8 protein-coding genes are annotated in these 17,452 nt (G+C 64.9%); all 8 read left to right on the top strand.

The features are described from left to right. Positions 1-3 precede the first annotated feature (3 nt). The 8 genes from SCD90_RS00550 (at position 4) to SCD90_RS00515 (ending at position 17,452) form a co-directional block, all read left to right on the top strand. Positions 4-180 (top strand): CsbD family protein, encoded by a 177-nt coding sequence (locus tag SCD90_RS00550; protein WP_319842666.1) that lies wholly within the window; start codon positions 4-6, stop codon positions 178-180. Positions 181-405: 225 nt separating this feature from the next. Beyond that, positions 406-1,338, top strand: a complete 933-nt coding sequence (gene ku / locus SCD90_RS00545) for a non-homologous end joining protein Ku (RefSeq protein ID WP_319842665.1) — start codon at positions 406-408, stop codon at positions 1,336-1,338. A gap of 105 nt (positions 1,339-1,443) precedes the next feature. Then, the gene (locus SCD90_RS00540) at positions 1,444-2,541 is read left to right on the top strand and encodes a tetratricopeptide repeat protein (RefSeq protein ID WP_319842664.1); all 1,098 of its coding nucleotides are present in this window, start codon (positions 1,444-1,446) and stop codon (positions 2,539-2,541) included. Between the two features lie 38 nt (positions 2,542-2,579). Further along, complete coding sequence (ligD, locus tag SCD90_RS00535) at positions 2,580-5,201, top strand: DNA ligase D (protein WP_319842663.1); 2,622 nt, start codon at positions 2,580-2,582, stop codon at positions 5,199-5,201. 111 nt (positions 5,202-5,312) lie between these two features. Continuing rightward, complete coding sequence (gene glgX / locus SCD90_RS00530) at positions 5,313-7,433, top strand: glycogen debranching protein GlgX (RefSeq protein ID WP_319842662.1); 2,121 nt, start codon at positions 5,313-5,315, stop codon at positions 7,431-7,433. Then, on the top strand, positions 7,417-9,237 hold the full coding sequence (gene treZ / locus SCD90_RS00525; RefSeq protein WP_319842661.1) for a malto-oligosyltrehalose trehalohydrolase: 1,821 nt from the start codon (positions 7,417-7,419) through the stop codon (positions 9,235-9,237). Before glgX ends, treZ begins: the two co-directional genes overlap by 17 nt. Continuing rightward, positions 9,234-14,111, top strand: coding sequence for a malto-oligosyltrehalose synthase (locus tag SCD90_RS00520; RefSeq protein WP_319842660.1), 4,878 nt, complete (start codon positions 9,234-9,236; stop codon positions 14,109-14,111). The genes treZ and SCD90_RS00520 overlap by 4 nt, the downstream gene beginning before the upstream one ends. Next, entirely contained in the window at positions 14,108-17,452 is a 3,345-nt protein-coding gene (locus SCD90_RS00515; protein ID WP_319842659.1) for a maltotransferase domain-containing protein, read from the top strand. The genes SCD90_RS00520 and SCD90_RS00515 overlap by 4 nt, the downstream gene beginning before the upstream one ends.

The following is a 17,452-nucleotide window of genomic DNA, read 5'->3' as shown; positions in this document are numbered from 1 at the left end:
ATCATGGTTGACGACAAGCGCGTCGAAGGTGCCGCCGACAAAGCCAAGGGCAGCGTCAAGGACGCAGCCGGCAAGCTGACCGGCGACGAGAAGCTGCAGGCCGAAGGCAAGGCTGACAAGGCCGAGGGCAAGGCGAAGAGCACCATCGGCGGCATCAAGGACGCCCTCAAGGGCGAATGAACTTTTTTCTGGAACCCGGGGAACAAAGGCGCTGATGCCACGTTTTCCCATCAGAACCAGCTAGCGGCGACTTCTCAGCCCCCCAGCCCCTCGCCGCGGCGGTTTCTTGATAAGCCGGACAGCTTCAAAGCTGTCCGGCTTTTCTTTTGCCCGCACGGCGAGGCGGGAACCGATCTTCTATCCAGGCCGTTGGTCCGGCACCCTACGCGGCAGAGGAAGGTGACCATGGCGGCCCGTGCATCCTGGAAGGGCTATCTGAAGCTCTCGCTGGTGTCCTGCGCCGTTGCGCTCTATCCGGCCTCTACATCGAGCGAGCGGGTCAGCTTCCACAATCTCAATCGCGCCACCGGCAACCGTCTGAAGCAGCAGATGGTCGACTCCGAGACCGAGGAAGAGGTCGACCGGGAGGACAGGGTCAAGGGCTTCGAGTTCTCCAAGGGCCACTACGTCGTTGTGGAGGACGAGGACCTCGAAAAAGTGCAGATCGAAAGCTCTCACACCATCGAGGTGGACCGCTTCGTTCCGGCCGATGAGATCGACGAGGTCTATCTCGATGGCTCGCACTACCTGACGCCGGACGACAAGGTCGCGGAAGAAGCTTTCGCGGTGATCCGGGAGGCGATGGAGCAGGAAAAGGTCGTCGGGCTGGCCCGACTGGTGCTTTCCCGCCGCGAGCGCATCGTGGCGCTGCAGCCGCGGGGTAAGGGCATTCTCGTCACCACCCTGCGCTTCGCGAGCGAGGTGCGCGACGACGCCCAGTATTTCGATCCCATCTCCGAAGTCGTGATCGACGAGGAGATGATGGATCTCGCCAGCCACATCATCAGCCGCAAGAAGGGTCATTTTCAGCCCGAGACGTTCGAGGACCGCTATGAAAGTGCCGTCGTCGAAATGCTGCGCGCGAAGCAGCAGGGCCATGAGATCAAGGCTCCGGCCGAAGAGAAGCCGTCAAATGTCGTCAGCCTGATGGATGCCCTCAGGCGGTCGGTCGACGGAGACAAGCCTGCTCCGGATGACGCGAAGGCAGGAAAAGGTTCGGCGAAGGACGCGAAGCCGACGCCCAAGGCGAGCGCCCGTCGTCCGGCGGCAAGCGGTGCCAAACGCCCCCCGGCGGGCTCACCCAAGCCTCGCACGCCACGCAAGACGGCGAGCCGCTGAAGAAGCGCCTTCATCAGCCGTTAAAAAACTTCTTCGAACTTTCGTGATTTCCCCGCAGAATCGGAACACGGGCATGATTCGTGTCGCGATGATCTGAGGGGTGAGATGTTGGATCTCTGCCGCGCTTCCCTCTTCGTCCTTGGGTCCGTCGACGGATTGACCCGCCGCCAGCTCCGCACGGCCTGCACGCGCGCAGGCGTCGACCTGCAGCCAAAGCTCAGCCCGAAGGTTGGCGTGGTCGCCGTCACCAACGCTGCCGCCCGTGACCTTCTCAGCGGCGAGAGGCTGATGGATGTTCTGGAGCGGGTGCCCGACCAGACCATGCTGATCAGCGAAGCCGCCTTGCAGCGTGGCCTTGGCCTGAGGCCGCCGGAGGCGCCGATACAGCGCACTCTCAGCGTTGTCGAACTGTGCCGCCTTTCCGGCCTTGATGAGGAATACCTGTTCTGGCTTTCGCTGTTCGACATCATCGAGCCGCTGGAGGGCCTGCATTCCTACCGGGACCTGCTCTGTGCGCGCGAGGTTTCCCGCCTCATGAAAGCGGGCGCGGGCTTCGACGCCGTCGTGGCTGTCGGTCTCGACCTGCGCCGCTCCGGCCGCAGCCTGTGCGAGGTTCGCCTGACGGTGACGCGGCATGGCGAAGTGCGACGCCTGATGGACGGTGCCGTCACGGCGCTGGATGGACAGATGTCGCTGGCGATGGACACGCCGCCGGAGAGCGTCGACGACGTTCTGGAATGCGCGGAGGAGGCGGAGGCTGACGGCGATTTCGAAACCGCCGAGCGCCTCTACGACCTGGCCCTCAAGCTCGACCCCGAGGATCCGTTGATCGCCTTCAATCTCGGCAATGTGCAGGATGCGGGCGGGCGAGGCGCGCAGGCCCGCATCTCATGGCGCCGTGCTCTGGACCGCGCGCCCCTGTTCCCGGAAGCCTGGTTCAACCTCGGCGTGGCCGCTGAAGATGCGGGCCGGCGCGAAGACGCCGTGTCGCACTACATGCTGGCGCTGGCGGTCAGCGACAGCTTCTCGGATGCAGCCTACAATCTTGCTCTCCTTCTGCATGATCTCGGGCGCTTCTCGGAGGCGCTGCCGGTCTGGGAGCGCTTCATCGCCATGGAGCCGGCGTCGGAGGATGCGCGCCTTGCCCGGCGCAAGGCTGCGGATTGCCGCTTCCGCGTGCGCGGGCTATCCGTCGCGGTTTAGCGAGCGGAACACGGCGCCTGCCCGTGAATTGAATCGGGGTGACGAAAGACCTCGACGCATATCGCGCCAAACGCGACTTCACGAAGACGCCCGAACCCGGGCCGGAGACCGGCACGTCGGCCGGCAATTCCTTCGTCATCCAGAAGCACGACGCCTCACGCCTGCACTACGATTTCCGCATTGAGCTCGACGGCGTGATGAAGAGCTGGGCGGTCGCCAAGGGACCCAGCCTCGTGCCCGGCGAGAAGCGCCTGGCGGTGCAGACCGAGGACCACCCCATCGCCTACAACGCCTTCGAGGGGATCATCCCCAAGGGCCAGTATGGCGGCGGGACCGTGATGATCTGGGATCGCGGAACCTGGGAGCCGGTTCACGATCCGCACAAGGGCTTCGAGAAAGGCCATGTGGATGTGATCCTGCATGGCGAGAAGCTGAACGGGCTTTGGCATCTCGTGCGGCTGAAGCGTCGCCCCCGTGAGAAGACGGACAGCTGGCTGCTCATCAAGTCCGATGACGAGTTTGCCCGCACCGCCGAGGAGCCCGACGTCCTTGTGGAAGCGGACCGCTCCGTCGTCTCGGGCCGCACCATTCCCGAGATCGCGGAAGCGGGCGATCGGGTCTGGAACTCCAATCGGGGCGACAGCGTCAATTCCGCCGAGCAGGCTGCGCCGGCTGCCGCAAAGAAGGCTGCGAAGTCGACGGCAGTGAAAGCGCCTGCCAAGGCCAAGAAGGCTGCTCCCAAAGCCGCTGCTGCGGCGCGTGCCGCACTGCCGGACTTCGTGCAGCCGGCGCTTGCCACTCTTGTCGCACACGCCCGCAATGGCGCGGATTGGGTGCACGAGATCAAGTTCGACGGCTACCGCCTGCAGGCGCGGCTGGACCATGGCGAGGTCAAGCTGCTGACGCGCAGCGGGCTGGACTGGACGCACCGCTTTCCCGGCATCAGGGAGGCCATCGCCGCATTGCCTGCCGAAACGGCGCTGCTCGACGGTGAAGCCGTAGTCGAGAATGCCGCAGGCGTGTCCAGCTTCTCCGCCCTCCAGCAGGACCTCGGCGGCCGCGGCGGCAAGCTCGTCAGCGGCAACGCTCTTTACTACGCCTTTGACCTGTTGCACCTCGATGGCCGCGACCTTACGCCTCTGCCGCTGACCGAGCGCAAGGAGGCGCTGGCGACACTCGTATCGAGCAAGCCCCAGAACCGCCTCAAGCTGAGCGAGCACATCGCCAGCGATGGCGACTCCATGGCGCGCCACGCCTGCCGCCTTGGACTGGAAGGCATCATCTGCAAGCGGGCGGATGCGCCCTACCGGCCGGGCCGGAGCGATGTGTGGCTGAAGGTGAAGTGCACCGAGCGTGCGGAGTTCGTGGTCGCGGGCTACTTGCCCTCTACCGTTTCCAGCAAGGGCGTAGGATCGCTGGTGCTGGGCTATTACGATGGAGAGAACCTGATCCATGCGGGCCGGGTCGGGACAGGCTTTACGGAGACGGTGTCGCGCGACCTCGCGAAAGCCCTGGAGGCGATCAAGGCCACGGCGTCGCCTTTCGCCGCCAAGCTTTCCGCCGATGAACGACACGGCGTGAAATGGGCACGGCCGGAACTCGTGGCCGAGATCGAGTATCGCGGCTGGACGCATGACGGCTCGTTGCGCCATGCCAGCTTCAAGGGCCTGCGCGAGGACAAGGCGGCGAAGGACGTGGTGCGCGAGGTGCCAAAGGATGCGCCTGAACCGCCGAAGCCTTCCGGACGTCCCGCCAGCATCATCTCGACGGGCGCCACCGTCGCCGGCGTGCATCTCAGCCATCCCGAGCGCGTGCTGTGGCCGGAGCAGGGGATCACCAAGCAGGGGCTGGCCGAGTTCTACGCCGAGATCGCAGACTGGGTGCTGCCGCACGTGGTGCACCGCCCGCTATCCCTGGTGCGCTGCCCCTCGGGCTCGGAAAAAACCTGCTTCTTCCAGAAGCACGCCTGGGCCGGCCTCAGCGACACGATCCGCCAGATCCCGGTGCCAGGCGACGATCAGCCGATGCTTGCCATCGATGATCTTGCCGGCCTGATTGCGCTGGTGCAGGCGGGTGTGCTCGAAATCCATCCATGGGGCGCCACCGAGAGTGTGCCGGACAAGGCAGATCGGCTGATTTTCGATCTCGATCCCGGCGACGAGGTGGAATGGTCCGCCGTGATCCACGGGGCGCTGGAAGTGCGTGAGCGGCTGACGGCCATGAAACTGGAAAGCTTCGTGAAGACGACGGGGGGCAAGGGTCTGCACGTCGTGGTTCCGCTGGTCGCGGACACGGGATGGGACGACGTCAAGGCTTTCACCAAGACCATCGCAGAAAGCATGGCTGCCGACAGCCCCGATCGCTATGTCTCCACCATGGCGAAGAAGATCCGCACCGGGCGCGTCTTCGTGGACTATCTTCGGAACGGGCAGGGGGCCACGGCCGTCGCGGCCTATTCCACCCGCTCGCGGCCCGGCGCCCCGGTGGCGACGCCGCTGTCCTGGGATGAACTCGGACCGGAGGTCCGGGGCAACCACTTCAACGTGGAGAACCTCGACAGGCGGCTGCAAAACCTCTCGGGAGATCCCTGGGCAGGCTTCTTCGAAGTGCGCCAGTCGCTGCGGTCCGAGAAGCCGGAAAAGACGAGGAAACGTCGCTAAGCGCGTAAGCGGACAGACAAAAAATTTGGCATAACTGTGACGGACCTTCGCGCAGCGTTCGTGCGTTGAGCCGCGTAAGTTAGACCTGCCCTCCCCGGAAAGACGCTCTTAATGTTTCGCATCGACGACGGCTCGCCATATCCCTTGGGCGCGACATGGGACGGCAAGGGCGTCAATTTTGCGCTGTTTTCCCAGCATGCGACCGGCGTTGAACTCTGCCTCTTCGAGAAGACCGGCGTGCGCGAGATCCAGCGCATCCGCCTGCCGCGTCGCACCGATAATGTCTGGCACGTCTACATCGAAGGCATGCAGCTGGGGCAGCTCTACGGCTACCGGGTGCATGGACCCTACGAGCCGCTGCATGGGCATCGCTTCAACCCGCACAAGCTGCTGCTCGATCCCTATGCCCGCCAACTTTCGGGCAAGCTGCGCTGGCATGACGCGATGTTCGGCTACCGTTTGGGTTCACAGCGAGGCGACCTGACGCTCGACCGTCGAGACAGTGCGCGCATGATGCCCAAATGCGTCGTCGAAAGCCCGCTGCACGATTGGGGCGACGACCGCGCGCCGCGCACGCCGTGGAAGGACACCGTCTTCTACGAGGCGCATGTGAAGGGGCTGACGCAGCTTCACCCCGACGTGCCGCCGATGATGCGCGGCACCTATGCGGCGCTCGGCCATCCCGCCGTCATCGAGCATCTCGTGAAGATGGGCATCACCGCCGTCGAGCTGATGCCGATCCACGCCTTCGTCGATGACCGGTTCCTGGTGGAGAAGGGCCTCAAGAACTATTGGGGCTACTCGACTTTGGCCTATTTCGCGCCGGAGCCGCGCTATCTCGGCGAGGCGGGCATTGCCGGCTTCCGCTCCGCGATCCGCTCGCTGCACGATGCAGGCATCGAGGTCATCCTCGACGTGGTCTACAACCACACTTGCGAGGGAAGCCATCTCGGCCCCACCCTGTCGTTCCGCGGCATCGACAACCGCTCCTACTACAAGCTGCCGCCGGAAAGTCCCCGCCATTCCTGGGATTCGACCGGCACCGGCAACACGCTCGATGTCTCCCATCCGCGGGTGCTGCAGATGGTCATGGACTCCCTGCGCCACTGGGTGGAGGCCTACCACATCGACGGTTTCCGCTTCGATCTGGCCCCGACCCTCGCGAGAGACCCCTTCGACTACAACCAGCGCTCCGGTTTCCTTCAAGCCTGCGGTCAGGACCCCGTCCTGTCCAAGGTCAAGCTGATCGCCGAGCCTTGGGACGTCGGCGGTGGCGGCTATCAGGTCGGCGGTTTCCCGGCCGGCTGGAGCGAGTGGAACGACCAGTACCGCGACACCGTCCGCGCATTCTGGCGCGGTGACGAGGGCCAGCTGCCGGCGGTTGCGCGGGTCATCGCCGGTTCCGGCGAGATCTATTCGCATGCCGGCCGCCAGCCATGGGCCAGCGTCAACTTCATCGCCTCGCATGACGGCTACACGCTGCACGACGTGGTCAGCTACAACGAGCGCCACAACGAGGCGAACGGCGAGGACAACCGCGACGGCCACTCGCACAATCTGTCCTGGAACTGCGGAGCCGAAGGCCCCACGGACGATCAGGCGATCAACGATCTCCGTGCTCGCCAGAAGCGTAACTTCATCGCAACGTTGATGCTGTCGCAGGGCATTCCCATGCTTCTGATGGGCGATGAGATGTCGCGCACGCAGGACGGCAACAACAACGCCTATGCGCAGGACAACGAGACGAACTGGTTCAACTGGGAGACCTCGCGCGAGGCGGATCCCGACTTGCCGGGATTCACGCAGGCTCTCGTTGGGCTGCGCAAGCGTTATGACGCGTTCCGCCGCAACACGTTCTTCACTGGCCGAAATGTGCCGGGCAAGGATCTGAAGGACAGCTACTGGCTGGTGCCGGACGGACGGGAAGCCTCGCCGGAGGATTGGGGCGATGGCGGGCGCAAGACCATCGGCGTGCAGTTCGGCAACGACGCGCAGGATGGCCAGCGCTTCCTGCTGCTGATGAACGCGTTCCATGAGGATGTCGAGTTCCGCCTGCCGGAAGGCTTCCCGGGCGAGACCTGGGTCGCCGTGCTCGACACCAACCTGCCCGACGGGCTCGTACGTGGTGAGCCTAAGATCCTGGAAGCCGGCGGCGCTGTTCCCATGAGCAGCCGAAGCTTGATGCTGTTCCAGCACGCAGCCCGGAGGAACGGCGATGCAGCACAGGCATGACATGCCCTTCGGGGCAGTTCCGGATGCTGACGGCGTCCGGTTCCAGTTCTGGGCGCCCACCGCGGAGAGCGTGAAGCTGCTGGTCGACGGCAGCGAGCATGTTCTGCCGAAGGAGGACGGCGGCTGGTACCGCGCCTTCGTTCCGGGCGCGCGGGCGGGAAGCCGCTACGCCTACCGGATCAACGGAGACCTTACGGTTCCGGACCCTGCTTCTCGCTTCCAGCCCGACGATGTGCATCGGGAGAGCCTTGTCGTGGATCCCGCCGCCTACCAGTGGCGGGAGACCGCATGGCGCGGCCGGCCCTGGGAAGAGACGGTGATCTACGAGGTGCATGTCGGCACCGCGACGACTGAAGGCACTTACCGGGCTCTGGAGGAGAAGCTCGGTGAGATCGCCGCCTATGGCTTTACGATGATCGAGCTGATGCCGGTCGGGGATTTCCTCGGCTCGCGCAATTGGGGCTATGACGGCGTGCTGCCCTATGCGCCCGATTCAGCCTACGGCACGCCGGACGACCTCAAGCATTTCGTGGACGCAGCCCACGCCCACGGCCTCTCCGTCATGCTGGACGTGGTCTACAACCACTTCGGCCCGGCCGGGAACTACCTGCACTCCTATGCCGGCACCTTCTTCACCGAGCGTCACAAGACGCCGTGGGGTGCGGCCATTAACGTGGATGGCAAGGACGCCGCGCCCGTGCGCGACTTCTTCATCCACAATACGCTGTACTGGCTTGAAGAGTTCAACATGGACGGGCTGCGGTTTGACGCCGTCCACGCCATCATCGACGACAGCGATCGCCACTTCCTGGACGAGCTGGCCGGCCGTGCCCGCACGGCCTGCGCAGGTCGCCACGTCCACCTTGTGCTGGAGAACGAACTCAATCAAGCACGCTGGCTGACGCGTGACGGCATCGCTCCCAAGCAGCACACAGCGCAATGGGCGGACGACATCCACAATTGCTGGCACCCGCTGCTGACCGGCGAGGACGAGGGCTATTACAGTGACTTCGCCGATCGCCCGCTGGACCGCCTCGGTCGGGCCCTGGCGGAGGGTTTCACCTATCAGGGCGAGGTGTCGGCGCATTCGGGCAAGCCGCGCGGCGAGCCTTCGGCGCATCTGTCGCCGAGCGCGTTCGTGGCCTTCCTCCAGAACCACGACCAGATCGGCAATCGCGCACTGGGTGAGCGGCTATCTGATCTGGTGCCTGCGGAGAAGCTGCAGACGGCCCGTGCCGCCTTTCTGCTGAGCCCGCAGATTCCCTTGATGTTCATGGGGGAGGATTGGGCCGCATCCACGCCGTTCCAGTTCTTCGTCGACTTCTCCAGCGATCCCGATTTGTCCAAGGCGGTCCGCGAGGGCAGGCGCCGCGAGTTCGCGCACTTCAAGGCCTTCGCGGGCCACGAAGACGACGTGCCGGATCCCACTGACGTCGCGACCTTCGAGCGCTCCCGCCTGAACTGGGATGAGGCGCAGCAGCAGCCCTATCATGCGGTGCGCGGAGAGACGCGCGAACTGTTGTTCATCCGGCGCGACGAGGTCGTGCCGCTGCTGAAAAGCGTTTTTCATGGCGGTCGCTACATCGTTCCGCGTGAAGGTCGCCTCGACGTCCAGTGGACCTTCGACGCAGGGGCGCTGCGCCTGCTGCTGAACTGCGGCGACGACACATGGACCGTTGAAACCGCGAGCCCCGAACGTGTCATCTGGCAATCCCCGAACGCCGCGCACGACGACGGCCATGTGACCCTGCCGTCCTGGACGGCCTCAATCCTTACAACCCGCAAATCGGAGAGCCTGGTTTGAGCCAGCAGGACCGTCTCATCGAACGCCTGGCCGATCTCGTCGGGCTCGCCGCGTCCTACCGCGACCAGAACGATCGGGAAGTAACGACCAGTTCGGATGCCCGGCGAAAGGTCCTTCACGGACTGGGCTTCGACACCGGGTCCGTCGAGGCGATGGAGCAGGCGGTGGCGGAAGTCGACGCCATGCGGAACGGTCCCGTCGCTCCACTGATCTGCATCACTGCAGGGCGCAAGAGCCGGGTCACGCTGAACGCAGCGGGCTCCGCATCGTGGAGCGTGGTGCCGGAGGATGGCGGCAAAGCCGTCGCGGATGGACAGGCCACCGGCACCATCGACCTGCCGATCCTCGAGGCCGGCTATTACCGGCTCGAAGTGCGGACAGCGGACGCCGATTTGACGGCAACCGTGATCTGCGCGCCGGACACCTGCTGGTCTCCGGATGCCATCGAAGAGGGCGGCCGCTCCTGGGGCGTGAGCGCGCAGGTCTATGGCCTGCGCTCCGCGCGAAACATGGGCATCGGCGACTACACCGATGTCGCGGATGCGGCTGCAGGTGCAGCGGCGCTGGGTGCCGATTTCCTGGGCCTCAGCCCCTTGCACGCGCTGTTCCCCACCGACCGTGCCAAGATTTCTCCGTACTCGCCTTCGTCCCGGCTGTTTCTTGAAAGCCTGTTCCTCGATCCGGCAGCCATAGACGGCTTTGCGGGCAGTGAGGCTGAACGGCTCTACAAGAGCGACGAGGTCCAGCAGAAGCTGGAAGCGCTGCACTCGGCGACCTTGGTGGATCACTCCGCGGTCTGGGAGCTGAAGCGCCCCATGATCGAGGCCCTATATGCGGACTTCCGCCGCAAGGGAGACGTGTCGGCCTTCGAGGCGTTTCGTCGCGAGTCCGGCGAGGCGCTGCACGCCCATGCCCTCTTCGAAGCCCTGTCCGAGCATTTCCGAGAGCAGGGCCTGTTCTGGAGCGGCGAATGGCCGGAGGATTTCCGCCGGGCCGACTCCGATGCGGTGAACGCATTCGCAAAGCAGAACAGCGATCGCGTGGATTTCCATGCCTGGGTTCAGTGGCAGTGCGATCTGCAAGTCGGCCGCGCGGCGGAACTGGCGGCGCATGGCGGCATGAGCATCGGCCTTTACCGCGACCTCGCGGTGGGAGGTGACCGCGGCGGTTCGGAATACTGGTCGCATCCGGAGCGGTTCGTAGCCGGTCTGTCGGTAGGCGCGCCGCCCGATCCGCTGGGTCCGCAGGGTCAGAACTGGGGTCTTCCGCCATTCGATCCGCTGGCGCTGGAGCGGCAGGGCCTCGCGGCCTTCCGCGCGCTCGTCACCGCGAACATGCGCCATGCCGGCGCCATCCGCATCGACCACGCCTTCCAGCTGCAGCGGCTCTTCCTTATCCCGGAAGGCGCGACCGCTGCCGAGGGCGCCTATGTCAGCTATCCCTTCGAGGCGATGCTGGCGGTGCTGAAGCTGGAGAGCCACCGCAACCGCTGCCTCGTCATCGCCGAGGATCTCGGAACCGGGCCCAAGGGGTTCTCCGACGCCATCATGGAGGCCGGGCTGCTCAGCTACCGCGTCCTGTTCTTCGAGCGCGACGGCGACCAGTTCAAGCTCCCCGAGTCCTACCCGCACTGCGCGCTTTCAGTGTTCACCACGCATGATCTGCCGACCCTGCGCGGCTGGTGGCGTGGCCTCGACATCGACCTGCGCCAGACGCTCGGCGTGTTCGATCAGCAATCGTCTGAAAACGAGCGTGCGAACCGCACCCGCGAGATCGCGAGCTTCTGCCAGACCCTTGTGTCCGAAGGCCTGCTGGACGACGCGACCCCGCCCGCCGAGCCGCCGCTCGACGCCATCATCCGCTTCCTCGCATGCACCCGCTCGGCGCTGACGGCCATCCAGTTCGAGGACGCGGCCGGTGAGCTCAACCAGGCCAATCTTCCGGGGCTTGATCAGGGACACCCGAACTGGCGGCGCAGGCTGTCGGCCGATGTCACGGATCTGGTGGCGCCGGGTGGCCAGCTTGCCCGTTGGGCCGCGATCATGAGCGAAGAGGGGCGCAGCACGCGCAGGAGCAATGCCGGCCTTGCCGCTCCCCCGCCGCGCGCGACCTATCGCTTGCAGTTCCACAAGGACTTCACCTTCGCGGATGCGGAGAAGATCGTCCCGTACCTTGCGAAGCTCGGCATCAGCCATGTCTACGCCTCGCCCATCCTTCAGGCGCGGCCCGGGTCCACGCACGGCTATGACATCGTCAACCACGATGTCATCAATCCGGAACTGGGAGGGGAAGAGGCGTTCCTGCGCCTCTCCTCCGTCATCAAGGAGCACGGGCTCGGCTTCATCCTCGACATTGTGCCGAACCATATGGGCGTCGGCGGCGCCGACAATCCGGCATGGCTTTCGGTGCTGGAATGGGGCGAGCTTTCTCCCGTCGGCGACACCTTCGACGTGGACTGGCAGAGGCTCGGCGCGGGCGGGAAGATGGTCATCCCGTTCCTCGGAAACCGCTATGGCGATGCCATGCTGGGCGGCGAGCTGAAGCTGCAGTTCGATGCCGCCGAAGGCACGTTCAGCGTCTGGCACTACGAGCACCGTTTCCCGATCTGTCCGCTGGACTATTCGGCCCTCATCGACCGCGCATTGGCCGCACTTCCCGAGGACCATGCCGAAAGCCGCGCCGAACTGCTCAACGTTGCCGAGCGGCTTCGCGCAATGGCCGGCGAGACCGAGCCGGAGCGCCGCGCAGATTTCCCGGCAGAAGCCGAGGCACTGAAGAAGCGCATCGCCGCAGTGGCATCCGCGAAGCCCGATGTGACGCAGGCCATCGAACGTGCGGTTTCGCTGATCAACGGCGTGCAGGGCGAGCCGGAAAGCTTCGGCGGGCTTCATCGCCTGCTGGAGCAGCAGAACTACCGGCTGGCCCATTGGCGCGTTGCGGCGAGCGACATCAACTACCGCCGCTTCTTCGACATCAACTCGCTGGGCGGTATCCGGGTGGAGAAGCCGGACGTGTTCCGTCGCGCCCATGAGCTGATCTTCCGCCTTGTCGCCGAGGGGCACATCCAGGGCCTGCGCATCGACCATATCGACGGACTGGCCGATCCCGGCGGCTATGCCCGCGCCTTGCAGAACGCGGTCGGCCCGGGTTTCTACGTACTGGTCGAGAAGATCCTCGAACCCGGCGAGAAGCTGCGGCCATGGCCCATCGCCGGAACCACCGGCTACGAGGTGCTCAACCAGATCGATGGCGTGCTGGTGGCGAAGGAGAACGGGGCGCGCTTCGAGAACATCTATCGCGACATGAGCGACCTCGAAGGCGGCTATGGCAGCATGCTGCGCGCCGCCAAGCACGAGGTCATCGAGAACAGTTTCGCGAGCGAACTCGAAGTGCTCGTATCTGACCTGAAGCGCATCGCCGATGTCGATCCGCGCACGCGGGACTACACGGTCCATGCGCTGCGCCGGGCCGCTGCCGAAATCGTGGCGCGCTTCCCCGTCTACCGGACCTATATCGGCCCGGACGGCGAGGTGGAGGAGGCGGATCACGAGCTTCTGGAATGGACGGTAAGCCGCGCCAAGAGGTGGAGCCTGCTTCCCGATCGGTCGGTGCATGACTTCATCCTCGCGGCCATCACCGGCACCATCGACACCGAAGGACCGGGCCGTCCGTCCGCGCGCGACATCGCCCGCTTCCGGCGCCGCTTCCAGCAGCTCACCGGCCCGGTCATGGCCAAGAGCCTCGAGGACACCTTGTTCTACCGCTATGCGCGGCTGATCTCGCTGAACGAGGTGGGCGGCGATCCCGACCATTTCGGCATCGATGTCGCGGCGTTCCATGAGGCGAATGTGGAGCGCGCCCGCAATTGGCCGGGCTCCATGATCGCCACCGCAACGCATGACACCAAGCGCGGCGAGGACGCCCGTGCACGCCTGACGGCGCTGTCCGAAATGCCCGACGAATGGGCGCGTATCCTCGATCTCTGGCGCGAGATCGCGGGCGAGGTGCTGGACAAGGTCGAAGGCGCGGATGCTCCCGACGGCAATGACCAGCTGATGTTCCTGCAGACGCTCCTCGGCTCCTGGCCGCTGGAACTGCTGGAGGAGGACAACGATAAGGAACTCGCCTCCTTCCGCGAACGCATCAAGGCCTATGCCGAGAAGGCCATGCGCGAGGCCAAAAGGTTCACAAGCTGGGTCAACAATGACGAGGAATATGAGCGCGCCGTTGCTTCGTTCCTCGACCAGATCCTGGCGCCCGGAAGCCGCTTCCTGCGTGAGTTCCGGCCGATCGCCGCAAATCTGGCTGAATACGGCTATCTGAACGGCCTCATCCGCACGGCGCTGAAGCTCACCATCCCCGGTGTTCCCGACACCTATCAGGGCACCGAGTTCTGGGACTTCTCGCTCGTCGATCCCGACAATCGCCGGCCGGTTGACTACAAGGCGCTGGAGAAGGCGCTTGCTGCCGGGGACGACCCGCAGGCCATGATCTCGGACTGGCGCAGCGGCCGCGTGAAGCAGTTCGTCACGGCGCGCTTGCTGGGCGACCGGGCTGCGGAACCTCTCGTCTACGCTCAGGGCGACTACGAGCCGCTGGCTGCGGCCGGCGAGAAAGCCGACCACCTTCTGGCATTCACACGGACGTATGGGGACCAGAATATCTTCGTCGCAGTGCCCAGGCTCGTCGCGACACTTGGCGGCGAGTCGGCTCTGCCGCCGGCTGCGGATGCGTGGGGTGATACGCAGATCCGGCTGCCCGAGGGCACATGGCGGGATCTGTTCACCGGTGCGGAACTGACCGGCCCGGGCGATGTCCGTGCCGGGGAACTCTTTGCTGGCTTCCCGGTTGCTGTCCTGAGGAAGGTTTCATGAACGCTCCACTGCCCACGATGACCAGCCATGCAGGGGCCGGGACCGAAACCGTGTCCGGTCCTCGGATCTACAACCTGTTTCCGCTGCTCGCCGGCACCGTTCCCCAATGGGGAGCGGAGTTGCCGCGCATCGCCGCGATGGGATTCGACTGGGTCTACGTGAACCCGTACCACCAGACGGGCGGCTCTCGCAGCCTGTATGCCGTGGCGGACCCCTACCGGCTGGACGAGCGTGTGCGGGATGCCGCGGCGGGAAATGACGACGCGCAGATCGCCGCCTTCGTGAAGCAGGCGGACGGTCTCGGCCTCGGCGTGATGACCGACCTCGTCATCAACCACACCGCGCGGGATGCGGAACTGGCCCATGAGCGGCCGGAAGTTTTCGTGCGCGACGAGAACGGCGAAATCGAAAGCCCCTATGCGGTCGATCCGGTGGACCCGACCGTTCGCACCGTGTGGGGCGATCTCGCGGAGCTGAACTATCACGACGAAGCCGCGCGCGAGTTCCTGATCGATTACTGGGACCGCTACATGGCGCACCTCCAGTCGCTGGGCGTGCGGGGATTCCGCTGCGACGCCGCCTACAAGGTGCCGGCCGATGTCTGGAAGCGCCTGATCGGCGAGTCGAAGGCACGCAATGCCAGCTGCCTGTTCGCCGCCGAGACCCTCGGCTGCACGCTGGAAGAAACGCAGGCCGTCGCCGATGCGGGCTTCGACTACCTCTTCAACAGCTTTGCCTGGTGGGACTTCAAGGCGCCGTGGGCGCTCGCGCAATACGACACCCTGCGCACCATCTCTCCGTCGATTTCATTCCCCGAGAACCACGACACAGCGCGCGTGGCGGCGGATCTTCCGGCAGATGCGGATTTCGTCGCGCGTGAGCTCAAGACGCGCTACGCGCTGGCCGCGATGTTCTCCGCCGGCGTGCTGATGCCGCAGGGCTACGAGTTCGGCTACCGCAAGCCTCTGCATGTCGTGAACACCACGCCGGCAGACCGTGAAGACACGGGCATCGACATCTCGGACTATGTCGCGTCCATCAACCGGCTTCGTGCCGAATTGCCGCCATGCAATGTGGAGGGCGCGCAGACACGCCTCAGCCCACCCGACAGCCCCGTGCTGGCCTTGCTGCGGCTGGACGCAGGACATGCGCTCGGCGCGTCCTACGCCAATCTTCTGCTGACGAATATCGGCACGGTCCCGCAGCCGGTCGATGCCGCAGCGCTTCTGGCGCTGACAGGCGGCACCTTCGGCCGCTTCGCCGACATGACGCCCGGTTCGCAGCCAGCCGACCTGATTCCAGGCGTGCCGTTCGTTCTGGAGCCCGGTGAGGTTCGTGTCTTCACCGCCGCCCGCGCCGCCCCGCCGAAGAAGGCGCCACAAGTCGAGCCGAAAGGCGAGAACCGCATCATCATCGAGGGCGTGGCGCCCGAGATCGATGGCGGCCGCACGCCGGTGAAGCGCATTGTCGGTGAACAGGTCGAGGTTTCCGCAGACATCTTCGCCGATGGCCACGACAAGGTTGCCGCCGAACTGCTTTACCGGGCTGTTGACGAGACCGAGTGGCGCCGCACCGCGATGTCGCCGACGACGAACGATCGTTGGCACGCCAGCTTCCCGCTTGAGCGCAACACCCGCTACATCTTCACCGTCGAGGCGTGGCGCGACCCGTTCATCACCTGGAAGAGCGAGATCGAGAAGAAGGTCGCAGCCGGGCAGAATGTGCGCCTTGAGATCATCGAAGGCGTCGGCATTCTGGAGAGGGCGGCGGGCCTCGGCGGCAAGGCCGATGCCAAGGCTTTGGCGAAGCTGCTCGCCACCGTCAACAAGGCGGAAGCCGGCTCGCAGGCGCAGCTCGACACAATGCTCGATCCGCTCAACGCTGGCCTGGTGGCACGCAACGCCGAGCGCACAAATCTTTCGCGCTATGATCGCGAACTGGTCGTCATCGCTGACCGGCTGGCCGCGCGTTTCTCCGCCTGGTACGAGCTGTTTCCGCGCTCGATGTCGGACGATCCGAACCGCCACGGCACTTTCGACGACGTCATCCGCAAGCTGCCCTACGTCAAGGATATGGGCTTTGACGTGCTGTACTTCCCGCCGATCAACCCCATCGGGAAGATCAACCGCAAGGGCAAGAACAACACCTTGACGCCGGGCCCTGACGATGTCGGGTCCGTCTACGCCATCGGTTCGGCCGAAGGCGGTCACGACGCCATCCACCCCGATCTCGGCACTCTCGACGACTTCCGCCGGCTGGTGAACGCGGCGCACGAGCATGGCCTGGAGATCGCGGTCGATTTCGCCATCCAGTGCTCGCCGGATCATCCCTGGATCAAGCAGCACCCGGAATGGTTCGACTGGCGCCCCGACGGCACGATCAAGTACGCGGAGAACCCGCCGAAGAAGTACGAGGACATCGTCAACGTCGATTTCTACCGCAAGGAATCCGTGCCCTCGCTGTGGTACGCGCTTCGCGATGCGGTGCTGTTCTGGGCGCGGGAAGGCGTGCGCATCTTCCGCGTGGACAATCCGCACACCAAGCCGCTGCCGTTCTGGAAGTGGATGATCGCGGAAGTGAACGGCGAGTTCCCCGATGCCATCTTCCTGGCCGAAGCCTTCACGCGTCCCAAAATGATGAAGGCGCTGGCCAAGATCGGCTATCAGCAGAGCTACACCTATTTCACCTGGCGCAACACCAAGGCCGAGCTGATGGAGTATGTGACGGAGCTCGGCGGGGAGATGGGCGAATATTACCGCCCCAATTTCTTCGTCAACACGCCTGACATCAATCCCGTGCCGCTGCAGACGTCGGGGCGGGCGGGCTTCATCATCCGCTCGACTTTGGCCTCTACCCTGTCTGGTGCGTGGGGTCTCTATTCCGGATTTGAGCTCTGCGAGGCGACGCCGCTTCCCGGCCGCGAGGAATATCTCGATTCCGAGAAGTACGAGATCAAGGCGTGGGACTGGGATCGTCCGGGCAACATCCGGGAGCACATCACGGCCCTGAACCACATCCGGCGCGAGAATCCGGCACTGGCGGACTTCCGCAACGTGCTGTTCCTCAATGCCTGGAACGAGAATGTGCTGGCCTATGCCCGCATGACCCCGAAGCGGGACAATTGCGTGGTGGTGCTGGTCAACCTCGATCCGCACAACAGGCAGGATGCCAGCTTCGAGGTGCCGCTCTGGGAATTCGGCCTGCCTGATCACGCCAAGATCGAGGCCGAGGATCTCCTCAACGGAGGCCGCTTCACCTTGAACGGCAAGTCTCACGTTATCGCCCTCGAGCCGGATGTTCGGCCCGTTGTCATCTGGCGGCTCATTCCGCCTCGTCCGTAA

The organism is Terrihabitans rhizophilus (assembly GCF_033898525.1).
In the GTDB taxonomy this organism is placed as follows: Bacteria; Pseudomonadota; Alphaproteobacteria; order Rhizobiales; family Methylopilaceae; genus Flaviflagellibacter; species Flaviflagellibacter rhizophilus.
This window is presented reverse-complemented; position numbering and strand designations above follow the sequence as displayed.

Bases quoted from the DNA above. Each gene is read 5' to 3' on its own strand.
- SCD90_RS00550 (WP_319842666.1), top strand. From the start codon at position 4: ATGGTTGACGACAAGCGCGTCGAAGGTGCCGCCGACAAAGCCAAGGGC.
- ku (WP_319842665.1), top strand. From the start codon at position 406: ATGGCGGCCCGTGCATCCTGGAAGGGCTATCTGAAGCTCTCGCTGGTG.
- SCD90_RS00540 (WP_319842664.1), top strand. From the start codon at position 1,444: ATGTTGGATCTCTGCCGCGCTTCCCTCTTCGTCCTTGGGTCCGTCGAC.
- glgX (WP_319842662.1), top strand. From the start codon at position 5,313: ATGTTTCGCATCGACGACGGCTCGCCATATCCCTTGGGCGCGACATGG.
- treZ (WP_319842661.1), top strand. From the start codon at position 7,417: ATGCAGCACAGGCATGACATGCCCTTCGGGGCAGTTCCGGATGCTGAC.
- SCD90_RS00515 (WP_319842659.1), top strand. From the start codon at position 14,108: ATGAACGCTCCACTGCCCACGATGACCAGCCATGCAGGGGCCGGGACC.